A 12,072-nucleotide genomic window follows, 5' to 3' on the forward strand; every position below is an offset into this window, starting at 1 on the left:
AATAGTGTATATGTATAAGGGATAAAGTTTATTGGTAAATGAATAGACTATTTTTCCTGGTTTTGCTCAATGTAGGCCAGTATGGCTTTAATCTCATCGTCACTAAAGTTCTCATAGGCAGGCATAGGCACTTTGTTGTATTTGTTAAATAACTCCACTGCATATTTATCTCCGCTTTCTATCACCTTCTGAGAGTTTTTAATCCATTTAACCAGCCATTCCTGCGGATGTTTTTGGTTAATTCCTGCCAGGCCAGGGCCTATCAATACTTCATTATTCAATTTATGGCATACGGCACAATTGGTATTGTATAATTGTTTAGCTTTTTCCAGATCAGCTGCAGAAGCCGTAGGTGTAGACGCATTGGCTGTGCTGTTGCCTGTAGCCGTTTGATCAGCTGTATTTTCAGTAGCTGTAGCATCGGGAGCTGTATTTTCTGTGGCTGTTGTCTCAGTAGTCGTGTTTTCTTTGTTTTCAGAAGAATTACAAGCCGTAAATAATAGCATACCGGCAAGCACAGACAACATAACAGATCTTTCTATCAAATTTTTCATACGTAGTTATTCAGTTAATAGGATAATAGTTAGCAATACAAATTTGTACGTGAAATAAATAAGAAGGATAGAAATAAAAAATTTTAATTTGTGGCTAACCGCATTATTTTCCGGCGAAGAAATAAGCTATTGCCCACTTTCAGTATCTGTACGGGTGGAGTCAGTTACCTGCTCTGTGGAAGTGGATTTCTTTTTCCTTTTCCAGGGGGCTGTAGTCCGCGAAAAAATATCTACTGTAAAATAGATCATCAGCAGAATGAAAACGGCGCTTATCAGAAGAAATATTTTTTTAGATCGGTTCATACAAGCCAGATAAATGAAATAGCAGGAGCAGCAAAATTATTTATTCTTCACAAGAAATGATAATTTGAAGAGATAGTTTAATTTCGCAGCATCCCAATCGATAAACACCTGAGTTAGCCCATCTGTTTATCGAATAAATAAATCAATTACTATTCATAAGCCCATAAGAAGCCACCATGCAGATAAAAAAAATACTGATAGCCAACAGAGGAGAAATAGCTTTACGGGTAATGCGTTCCGCACGTGAAATGGGCATCCGCACAGTAGCCGTTTACAGTGAAGCAGACCGCAATGCCCTACATGTTCGTTATGCGGATGAAGCAGTTTGTATCGGTCCGGCTGCTTCTGCGCAATCTTATTTAAAAGGAGATAAAATAATTGATGTCTGCAAAAAATTAGGTGTGGATGCCATTCACCCCGGCTACGGATTTTTATCTGAGAATGCCGCTTTTGCTAAGGCAGTAGGAGAAGCAGGTATCGTATTTATTGGGCCTTCCCCGGAATCTATCCGGATAATGGGTGATAAGCTGACAGCCAAAGCAGCCGTATCTAAATTTAATATACCTATGGTGCCGGGCACCCCAGATGCGGTAACAGACATAACCGAAGCAAAAAGAATATGTGATAAAATTGGCTACCCAGTATTGATTAAAGCCAGTGCAGGCGGCGGAGGCAAAGGTATGCGGGTTGTAGACCATCCACAAGACTTTGAGGAGCAGATGCAACGGGCTGTAAGTGAGGCTACTTCGGCTTTTGGCGATGGCTCTGTGTTCATAGAAAAATATATTATCTCTCCCAAACACATCGAAATACAAGTATTGGGTGACCAACATGGCAATATTGTGCATTTGTTTGAAAGAGAATGCTCTGTGCAGCGCCGCCATCAGAAAGTAGTAGAAGAAGCGCCCTCTTCTGTACTTACTCCCCAGATACGGGAGGCAATGGGCGAGAGTGCGGTAGACGTAGCCAGAGCCTGTAATTATTTTGGGGCCGGAACCGTTGAGTTTATTGTAGATGAGAATCTGAACTTCTATTTCCTGGAGATGAATACCCGGTTACAGGTAGAACATCCGGTAACTGAACAAATTACTGGCGTAGACCTGGTAAAAGAACAAATCCGGATTGCACAGGGAGAAAAGTTAAGCTTCCGTCAGGAAGATCTGAAAATACATGGACATGCTCTGGAAATACGGGTATATGCCGAAGATCCGGCAAATAATTTCTTGCCAGACATTGGCCGCCTGCAAACGTATGTACGGCCACAAGGCCCAGGTATCCGGGTAGACGATGGGTTTGAGCAAGGTATGGATATTCCCATTTATTATGATCCGATGATTGCCAAACTGATCACGTTTGCCAAAAACAGGGAAGAAGCCATCAGCCGGATGATCCGGGCAATAGATGAATATCAGGTAAGTGGTGTACAAACTACTTTAGGCTTTTGTAAATTTGTTATGCAACACCCGGCTTTTGTTTCCGGTAAGTTTTATACCAATTTTGTAGCCAGACATTTTACGCCACAACAGCTGGAAACTCCCTTTGAAAATGAAGCCCAGCTAGCGGCTGCCTTGGTAGCCAGGCTGCTAATTCAACAAAAGCAAACAGAGGCTGTACCTGTTACCCAGCCTGTGAATGCTGGGCAGCGTTCGTGGAAAAAGAACCGTTTGTAAAAACATATTGCTTGTGTTTTTACGTACAATGGCTCTGCGTACCATTTGCTATTTTTTATGAAGTTTGCTGTTGATAAGGTTACAGCTATTGTGGAAGCTGCTTGTGCAGCTATTGCCCAATTAGAGAAAGAAAAAATTTCAGACAAGGAACAACAAGAAGCAGCTACCCATCTACTGGCGGCACTGCCTTATCTGTCGCATTGGCAATATGAATACCCGCACCAGGCTTTTCCATTTAAGCTTTATCGCGTACGGGCCGAAAAAGGAATAGGAGAGGCGTCCATAAGCCAGGTAAAAACTTTTTCGTACCCTACCCCTGAAAAATGTGAACTTGCCAGAGCTAATAAAAAAGGGTGTCCGGTGTTTTATGTAGCGGATAACCCAACAACTGCCTTAAAGGAAGCAGAATGCAAGAAGGGAGACGTGGTATTTGTGAGTGAATGGCAAGTGAAAAATGCTGAAAAAGCCCGCCTGTTCTTATTCTTCGATCATCCGCTGCCAAAGCAGCATCCCTGGGAAAAGGTAAGAGCCAAGCAGGAAGAACAATTCCATCAATCTCTGGCAGATTCACCAGAGGCTCTAAAGGAAAAGCGGCATCAGTTACATAAGGCCTATTGCAAAGCTTTTCTGGGAGACGAATACACGCTTTCTTCCCTGATAGGTCACGAGTTATTATATGCCGACAAAAAACCTGACACCAATATACTGGTGTATCCTAGCTGTGTAGATGCCGACCAGTATTGCAATCTGGCCATTCATCCGGATTTTGCTGACAAATACCTGCAGATGACTGGAATCTGGAAAGTAAAAGTAACGGACAAAAATTTTAACAAGCAGCCAGACTTATTCCAGTCAGGAAAAATTGAAGGCACAACTATTTCCTGGCATCCAGCTACACAGGAAGAGCAAAAAGGTTTTCCTTTATAAAACATTAAAAACTTCTGCCCAGGCTAATACTGATACCAGGAACGAAGCCGGCCTTTTTTCCGGATGGTTCACTATAGATACACAGCACACATCCATCTTTCCCTGCATCTAGATAGGTGAGAAAAAATGGTGTAAAACTTGAATATAACACCGGCGTAAAACCCAGCCGGAAGAAGAAGCCGCCACCTGGCTTCTGAAACCTGTAGCCAATCCGGAAACCGGCTGTTGTCCCTATTGCTTTTTTTGTAATTATTTTCGTTGGCTCTGCACTTACCAAATAGTCATTATACAGGTAGTAGTCGTAATATAGGCCTGGTATCAGCCATATACCACTTTCCAAATGATGTTTACCATTCCCCGTAAATAGGGAGGTTTCAACTGGAAATAACGGTTGCCAGAGCGTACTGTAAGCTACTGGCTCCACAGATATGCCGGCACTGGCTGTTAAGGTAATTGTATTTTTATGAAAGAGAATCCTTGAGTAACTCACTGAGGAATTAAGCTGATAGATATCTCCAACATCTACGGACACAGCATTTTTTGCTGTCCATGACTGGGCATGCAGACAAGGAGCATATATGCAGAAAATGACGAGAAAAATGTAAGTAGGCATGTTCGCAAAAAACACCAAGATGCCCTTTAATCTGGCAGCACTTTCACCATAATGTCTTTGTAGTATACTTTACTTTTTGGGTCGTGACCTTGCAAGGCAAATGTACCGCTGGAAATCCAACGCCCTGGCTTATCCTGTAAACGTGTCAGCGTATCAGGTTCTGTGTATTCTACCAGTACCTTGTCGTTTACGCGAATAGTTACCTTTTTACCTTGTACAGTTATATGCTGGGTAAACCACTCATTATCTTTAGCAGGGATTTCTTTTACATCTTGAACGGCATATAAACTGCCGGTTTTGCGCCAGTCGGTGTGGGTGTTATTTACCTGTACCTCGTAGCCTTTGGATGGCCAACCGGTATCCTGGTATTCGGTATGGAAATACATGCCAGAATTAGAACCTGGGGTAGTCTTTACCTGGGCTTTAAATTCGAAGTTCTTGAAATTGTGGTTGTTTACAGGCCCTACATAAAACAAATGAGCCCGCGGACCCTCTACTACAATGGTGCCATTTTCTACTTTGAAAGTAGCCGGGTTATCGGAGGCTTTCCATCCATTCAATGTTTTACCATCAAACAAGCTAGTCCAGTCTTTTTGGGGACTGCCTTGTTTGGCACTAGTAAAAGCAAGAAATACTATAAAGGCTGCGCAATAAACGATACTTTTGTACATAAAAAAGGAAATTAGGTTGGGTAGTGAACAGGAATATAACGTAGTTTAAAAATATAAGCTTATTTGTGTTTTATTGGATATTTTCTCTATGGAAAGATAAACATTTCTTCTACACAATTCACAAAATAGAGAAAAAAGCTAGCTTATTTTGCTTACCGTATTACGAAGCCTCAATTAACCTGGCCAGGTATGACTCACCTTCTTCGTAAATAATCTGGCATTTCCAGCCCGATGCTTTTGCTACTTTTTTCAGCATAGGGGGGGCCAGGTATAACCAGCCAAAAGGCTCACTTTTTTCTCCCCTGTATTCAAACTGATAGGTTACTTCGCCAATATAATGCTGGTAAATATTTGCCCCGGCCAAATACGCTACATCACAGGAGTCGAGCAGCAGTTGTCCGCCGGGAAGTAGCAGAGATTTAAGATGTTTCAGGAGATAGTTTATTTCAATCATGTCTCTGGCAATGCCTATTCCATTCATCAAGAGCAGAATGGTATCAAAACGGCCGCCCTGGTAGGTAAAAATATCATCTGTTACGGCATGTAGCACACCTCTTTGCTTCATAATCTCTACTGCTTTAGGCGAAATATCCAGGGCCACCACTTCCAGATTCTGTTTTTGAAGTTCCAGGGCATGGCTCCCGGCACCAGCTCCAGCATCCAGGATTTTGCCCCTGCATAACGAGAGTGCATATTTTTCAAGGTCTGGCATATTTTCATACGTTCTGAAGAATACAGCTGCGGGCATGGTTTCAATCTCTCCATAGCTGGTGTGTACCAGCAGAAATGCCTCTTGATTGCCTGTAAAATAATCGTTTAGTGCCTTGCCCAGTAAATCAGCCATAAAACTACTCGGTTGTATTCCGTTGATACTCCTTATTGATCTGAATTTTCCGCTTGTTCCTGTTCTTTAGCCCAGGGAAAGTTACCATTCGACTTAATATGCAAATCGCGTTGCGGAAAGGGAATGGTAATATTGTTTTCTTTGAAATCTTTCAGAATGGAGAAGCGGATTTCACTTTTTAGGCTTTCTATCCGCCAGATGTTATGCGTCCAGAAGAGTAAATCGAAATGCAAGCCAATTTCTCCAAAATCTTGCAGGCGCACAATAGGCGCAGGCTTATCTACTACATCGCGGTGCTGTTTTACACTTTTAAGCAGCGACTGTTTCACCTGAACCGGGTCGGAACTGTAGGAGGTACGGACGGAAATGGTAAAGCGGGTCATTTTTTTATTATGACTCCAGTTAATCACATTGTCTACAATAAATTTGGAGTTAGGTACAATAATGGTAACATTATCGCGGGTTTCTACTTTCGACGTCCGCACACCAATGGCGATTACCCGGCCAATCAAGGTATCAATTTCAATAATATCGCCTACCCGTACATTTCCCTCAAACAAAAGAATTAGCCCCGAAACCAGGTCGTTGAAGGTTTGTTGCAGACCTAACCCTACACCTACCAATAAAGCTGCCGACCCGGCCAGTAGCAGCGATACACTTATGCCCAAAGCCTGAAAGATCATCAGCACTGCTATGGTATACACAAAGTATTTGATCAACTGCGTAAAAGCAAATTGCCTGCCTTCGTCTATGGTGCCTTTAGAGTAAACATTCTTCTGTAAAAACTTCTGGATGAACCAAACTATTAACCGGCTTCCGGCAATAATCAGGAAAGCAATCAGCAGGTCAATAACAGAGATTTCATAATCTTTTATTTTGAAAATAGTAAACTCTAAAATTCTTCTGAGTTCTGCTATCATACAGCGGTGGAATAGGTATAATTTGAGGAAATATACGTGATTTTATAAGTGGATGCTATTCCTTATGAAATTTTAAGCTCAATAAACGATCACCCATCTATCTGCTGGAGCCTGTACTATTGCCTTAAAAATGGTTTCTGCTAGGTGAAATGTGTGGTTATCTTTTAAAATATCCCCGTTTTTTACGCACCTAAGTAAGGTAATAAGCCCTGGCAGGCTAAGTACGTAGCTTATTAATATTTTGATAATTAGGTATATATTTCATTTCACTTACCTGCCGGGTATCAGGAGCTACCAGTATTCTTACATCTGTGGAATATCCCACCAAATAACCCAATCTTTTCCGGTTGGCCAGTATATTTTTGAAAATATATTTAGTCTGATCAACAACACATGAAAACATTTACAAAAGCTATTGCAGTATTCCTGTTCTTTATGGGGTCGGCGCAGCTTGTTTCTGCACAGGCAGCCTATAAAGTAAAGTCATCTGGCGGGGCTAATCTACGACAAGGGCCGGCTACTGGAAAAGAAGTTATTACAACTATACCCGCAGGTGCTAAACTTAAAGTGGTAGAAAAAAACAACGATGGCTGGTATAAAGTGGAATACAACGGAAAAACCGGGTATGTATCCAGCTCCCTGGTAGAAGAAGACAACAATCAGAGCAATCCTTCATCAACTTCTGCTAATAATAGCCGTTCAAACGATTCAGCTCAAAAAAGTAATTCTAATGCATCTCAACGTCCGAGCAACTCAAGCAGCCAGAATAAAAACAGCAACAAAAGTTCAGCAGCTAAAAGCTCTGGTAGTAGTAATGCGTATAAGTGGGGGATTGGATTACGTTTAGGAGAACCTCTGGGTGTGAGTGTAAAAAAATACAACTCCAACAATACAGCCTGGGAAGTTAACCTAGGTAGAGCTTCCAGATGGGGGCACCATTACAACGGGGATGATTTTTACAAACATGATAAATACGATAACCGGGATATGTATAAATATTATGGGTATTACCCAGGCTTCACTACTGCTTTGCAGGTTCGTTATTTGTGGAGCAAACCAATTAGCGGAGCAGATGGCTTAAGTTTTTACTATGGGGGTGGTATCCAGACCCGTTTCACGCCTGTAAGATACCGCTATATGTATTACTACAATAATGACAGAGATTGGGAATACAGAGAAGACCGGGTTACAGACATTGACTTAGGTTTGGATGGTGTGTTAGGTCTGGAGTATATGATGAAAGACATTCCTTTATCTTTCTTCCTGGATGTAAACCTGTTTGTAGAAATAATTGATGCTCCTTTTGTTATTTATCCGCAAGGTGGCGCCGGTATCCGGTATAACTTCTAATTTGCAATAAACACCCTATAAATGAAAGAAGCTCCCAATCGAGGGAGCTTCTTTTTTGTTTGTACAGAGGTACTCTATCTTAAATCCCGTATCTCGGCTACTTTTTCAATTTTTACTTTAGGTTGAAGTTGTCCGGTTTCTGGGGCATTTACATTTACCTCGTTGGTTACCAACAAGGGAGCTATAACCAGCGCCACTACTGACATCAGTTTCAATAAAATGTTAAGCGATGGGCCAGAAGTATCTTTAAATGGGTCACCCACTGTGTCGCCTACTACGGCCGCTTTGTGTGGTTCAGATTTTTTATAGTACATCTGTCCATTAATTTCTACACCTTCTTCAAAACTCTTTTTAGCATTATCCCAGGCACCCCCAGCGTTCGATTGGAAAATGGCCATTAATACACCGGTAACCGTAACACCGGCTAATAAGCCGCCTAATGCCTCAGCACCAAAGCCAGGCATAAAACCCACCACTACAGGTACAATTACAGCCAGCAAGCCAGGCAATACCATTTCGCGGATAGCGGCTTTTGTAGAAATTTCCACGCATTTGCCATATTCTGCAGAGCCGTCTGCCGCATGGAACGTACGCTGATCTTCAGCGGACCAATGCTCCATTTCAACACCTTCATTTTTGCGCATAACCGCCAGTGCTTTATTTAATAATGGAATATCGCGGAACTGGCGTCTTACTTCTTCAATCATAGACATAGCTGCACGGCCAACTGCATTCATAGCCAGGGCAGAAAATACGAAAGGCAGCATACCTCCAATGAAAACCCCGGCCATTACATTGGCTTTGGAAATATCAATGGTACTGATGCGGGCAGCCGTCATATAGGCGCCGAACAGAGCCAAGGCTGTTAATGCAGCAGATGCAATAGCAAACCCTTTCCCGATAGCGGCTGTGGTATTCCCTACGGCATCCAGTTTATCGGTTCTGCCACGGACTTCTTTGGGTAATTCAGACATTTCAGCAATACCACCGGCATTATCTGAGATAGGGCCATAGGCATCTACTGCCAGCTGAATACCCAGGTTAGATAGCATACCAACGGCAGCAATGGCTATCCCATACAACCCGCCAAAGTAGAAAGCACCAATAATAGAAAAGGCAATAATCAGGGTAGGCAGGGCAGTAGACATCATACCTACACCCAGGCCGGCAATAATGTTGGTAGCGGCACCTGTGGAAGACTGGCGTACAATAGATAATACAGGTTTTTTACCCATACCCGTATAGTATTCTGTAATGAGGCCTACTAATACCCCGGCAACCAGACCAATAATAGTAGCAATGAAAATACCAGTAGAAGTATATTGTGTAAACTCTCCGGGCTGGTTATATAAAGGATCGTTATACTGCCAGGACTCGGGCAACATGGCTTTGATAATAAACCAGGAAACCACAATCATAATGGCAGAAGAGCCAAATTCTCCTATATTTAACGCTTTTTGTGGATCGCCCCCTTCTTTTACCTTAACAAAGAAAGTACCGATAATAGACACAATAATACCGGCCGCTGCCAAAGCCAACGGAAGCAACACAGCAGATAAACCACCAAAATTGTCGGTAAATCCTGGAATCAAATAAAAGGCAGCACCTAGTACCATCGAGCCTACAATAGAACCCACATAAGACTCAAATAAGTCGGCACCCATACCGGCTACGTCACCTACGTTATCGCCTACGTTATCGGCAATAGTGGCTGGGTTCAAGGGGTGATCTTCCGGGATACCTGCTTCTACTTTACCAACCAGGTCGGCGCCCACATCGGCTGCTTTGGTATAAATACCGCCACCTACCCGGGCAAAAAGAGCAATAGAAGAGGCACCAAAAGAAAAACCAGTAATAATCGTAATTACGCGGTTAAGATTGGCCGTCGTATCAACGCCAAACATATTACTATAGATGATAAACAGTATGCTTAACCCTAGTATGCCCAGGCCTACCACACCCATTCCCATTACTGAGCCACCGGTAAAGGCTACTTCCAGGGCTTTTCCTAAAGAAGTACGGGCAGCAGCTGTAGTACGCACGTTGGCTTTAGTAGCTACCCGCATACCGATAAATCCGGCCAAACCAGAGCACAAAGCACCCATAATAAAGGATAAGGCAACTAATGGAGAGGATGTTTCGCTATTGGCGGTTATACCTAGCAATATGGCGACACATAGTACAAAAATAGCCAAAATTCTATATTCTGCTTTAAGGAAGGCCATAGCTCCTTCAGCAATACGGGCAGCAATAGCTTGCATTTTTTCTGAACCCGGATCTTGTTTGGCTACCCACGATGACCGCCAGGCTGTAAAGAGTAAGGCCACTACACCAAAGAGTGGAATAATGTAGATGATTTTATCCATATATTATGTAACTTTTTTTATTTGACTCGCAAATATATCATTTGAGCAATGATTTTAAAATTTTATTAAGCTTTCTGAATAGATTTTTCTTTAGCAAGAAATAATAGGAAAAAACAGTGTTCACATTTAGCGGACACTTTTTCAGGCATCTGTATAAACTATGGTACTAATACTTTATGTATCAATTTGTTAAAAGTTTTCATCGGTACAGGAAAAGTATATGCTCAGTACGGCTTATTATATGCACAGAACATCCTTTCTAATGCCATTCATAGAAATAGGTTTCTATAGAAAACCCCAATTTTTTATAAATTCCTATGCCATCTTCCGATGCTTGTAATACAGCTTGTGCACATCCCCGGTTTTTTGCTTCATTAAGTACATAGGTAAAGAGTGTAGAACCAATTCCTTGACCGCGGTAATCTGCCAGGGTAGATAAGCCAAATATTCCAGCCGTAGTGTGGCCGGACATAAACAATTCAACACCTGCTACTGGTTTTCCGGAAATAAAATATAAAAAGAAATGGGAGGGAGAGGTATGGCTTAGAATAATTGGAGTAGCCTTTATATAATAATTGACAAGATTTTGGTCTGGGGGCTGCCAGTTTTGCGCTACTATCTGTGCAAAAAGTATTACCTCTTCAGGAGTTGCTACTTTTTTAATATGTGCAAAAGAATTTTTATCAATAGGTGAATAGGAGATAAGGTCCAGAAACATCCCCGGTTCCCGGTTTGTTACCTCCATATTGGCAGATGTTAGTAACTCTCTGGCTCTGGTACCGAGTTTACGTTCTTCAACCCACAGTGTATAGGCAAAGTCTTTTCTTTCAAAATGTTGTTTAGCTTGTTGAAGATCCGCCAGGGTAAGCCTTTCTGCATTCCGTACATAGATGATATTAAATGTATCGCAGGATAATCCACAATCAGCTATTGTCATACTCTCTGTAGAAACCACCTGCATATTTTCAATTTTGTCGGTAAGTTTCCAAGAATGCTGAAAAAAATTGTCGTCAATGAGCTCAAAAGCTTTTTTCATGGGCAGTGTATATGGTAGGAGAACAGGCAACAATACTATAAATAAACAGGGGTAAGTTCAAATGCAGGCTAAGGAACTGTTTATAACATCTGTGTATAACCAGAGGTACTTACTGCAACTTTTTTAATTCTTCGTCAGTAAAGTGACGTACCGCTTTTTCCTGTGCAAATTTACCAGTATTGTATTCGTTAGATTTATTTTTGGGAATAGATAAACTTTGCCATTCGCCTTTTTTTAGCATTTTAGCTGCATATACAATTTGTCCTACGTGGTAGGGGTAATGAGCTAATTGCCGGTTAATGGCATCTATTACGGTATGGCCTTCGTTACGGATGTAAATGATGGCAGAAAGTTGTTCGGGCTGCAGGGAATCCAGGGCAGTAAACAGGCATGCCCAACCTGCATTCCATCTGTCCATTACCTGTGATTTACCGGTAAGATCGTTTTCAAACTCGGCATCTCTGGTTCTCCATACTTTCTCACCGTCTGAATTCAAAAAGTTAGTCCAGCGGGATAGCATATTGCCATGTAGGTGTTTCACAATAGTGGCTATGCTATTAGAATCTTCATTGGTGGCCTGGAAGAGTTGCCCTGGCTCCAGCTGGTCTATGGCTTTTTCACCAAGCATTTTATAGTATAAAAACTGTTTTTTTACACTAGCCAGATAGTTTTCATTCGTGTTCATAAACAAAGGGGTTTATTGCATAGGATTTCATCGTTTTGCCTGCTGAAGACAAGTAGCAGCGTACATTTACTAAAAGGTAAGAAAATTTCTTATAAATGAATGTGCTTCCTACGTAAGAAAATAGCCGTTAATT

General features: G+C 41.8%; 12 protein-coding genes. 3 read left to right on the forward strand and 9 right to left on the reverse strand.

The features are described 5' to 3' along the window. Positions 1-47: 47 nt before the first annotated feature. Both Q0590_RS17040 and Q0590_RS17045 read right to left on the reverse strand, forming a co-directional pair. A complete protein-coding gene (locus Q0590_RS17040; RefSeq protein ID WP_302038785.1) occupies positions 48-554 on the reverse strand; it encodes a c-type cytochrome in 507 nt (168 codons plus the stop codon). A gap of 126 nt (positions 555-680) precedes the next feature. Beyond that, entirely contained in the window at positions 681-857 is a 177-nt protein-coding gene (locus Q0590_RS17045; RefSeq protein ID WP_302038786.1) for a hypothetical protein, read from the reverse strand. A gap of 176 nt (positions 858-1,033) precedes the next feature. Between Q0590_RS17045 and accC the strand changes: the two genes are divergently transcribed. Next, on the forward strand, positions 1,034-2,527 hold the full coding sequence (gene accC, locus Q0590_RS17050) for an acetyl-CoA carboxylase biotin carboxylase subunit (RefSeq protein WP_302038787.1): 1,494 nt from the start codon (positions 1,034-1,036) through the stop codon (positions 2,525-2,527). Positions 2,528-2,584: 57 nt separating this feature from the next. Beyond that, entirely contained in the window at positions 2,585-3,454 is an 870-nt protein-coding gene (locus tag Q0590_RS17055) for an RES domain-containing protein (RefSeq protein WP_302038788.1), read from the forward strand. A gap of 4 nt (positions 3,455-3,458) precedes the next feature. On the opposite strand, the gene Q0590_RS17060 is transcribed toward Q0590_RS17055, so the two are convergent. The 4 genes from Q0590_RS17060 to Q0590_RS17075 form a co-directional block, all read right to left on the reverse strand. Further along, a complete protein-coding gene (locus tag Q0590_RS17060) occupies positions 3,459-4,067 on the reverse strand; it encodes a hypothetical protein (RefSeq protein WP_302038789.1) in 609 nt (202 codons plus the stop codon). 26 nt (positions 4,068-4,093) lie between these two features. Further along, a complete protein-coding gene (locus tag Q0590_RS17065; protein ID WP_302038790.1) occupies positions 4,094-4,738 on the reverse strand; it encodes a 3-keto-disaccharide hydrolase in 645 nt (214 codons plus the stop codon). Between the two features lie 160 nt (positions 4,739-4,898). Beyond that, the gene (locus Q0590_RS17070; RefSeq protein ID WP_302038791.1) at positions 4,899-5,582 is read right to left on the reverse strand and encodes a class I SAM-dependent methyltransferase; all 684 of its coding nucleotides are present in this window, start codon (positions 5,580-5,582) and stop codon (positions 4,899-4,901) included. Between the two features lie 32 nt (positions 5,583-5,614). Further along, positions 5,615-6,502, reverse strand: a complete 888-nt coding sequence (locus Q0590_RS17075; RefSeq protein WP_302038792.1) for a mechanosensitive ion channel family protein — start codon at positions 6,500-6,502, stop codon at positions 5,615-5,617. 393 nt (positions 6,503-6,895) lie between these two features. Between Q0590_RS17075 and Q0590_RS17080 the strand changes: the two genes are divergently transcribed. Further along, a complete protein-coding gene (locus Q0590_RS17080; protein ID WP_302038793.1) occupies positions 6,896-7,852 on the forward strand; it encodes an SH3 domain-containing protein in 957 nt (318 codons plus the stop codon). A 74-nt stretch (positions 7,853-7,926) separates the two neighbouring features. Here Q0590_RS17080 and Q0590_RS17085 read toward each other — a convergent pair whose 3' ends face one another. The 3 genes from Q0590_RS17085 to Q0590_RS17095 form a co-directional block, all read right to left on the reverse strand. Further along, complete coding sequence (locus Q0590_RS17085; RefSeq protein ID WP_302038794.1) at positions 7,927-10,218, reverse strand: sodium-translocating pyrophosphatase; 2,292 nt, start codon at positions 10,216-10,218, stop codon at positions 7,927-7,929. A gap of 259 nt (positions 10,219-10,477) precedes the next feature. Further along, positions 10,478-11,254 (reverse strand): GNAT family N-acetyltransferase, encoded by a 777-nt coding sequence (locus Q0590_RS17090; RefSeq protein WP_302038795.1) that lies wholly within the window; start codon positions 11,252-11,254, stop codon positions 10,478-10,480. A 109-nt stretch (positions 11,255-11,363) separates the two neighbouring features. After that, on the reverse strand, positions 11,364-11,939 hold the full coding sequence (locus Q0590_RS17095; protein WP_302038796.1) for a DUF1572 family protein: 576 nt from the start codon (positions 11,937-11,939) through the stop codon (positions 11,364-11,366). Between the last annotated feature and the right edge of the window lie 133 nt (positions 11,940-12,072).

The organism is Rhodocytophaga aerolata (assembly GCF_030503435.1).
Lineage (GTDB): Bacteria > Bacteroidota > Bacteroidia > Cytophagales > 172606-1 > Rhodocytophaga > Rhodocytophaga aerolata.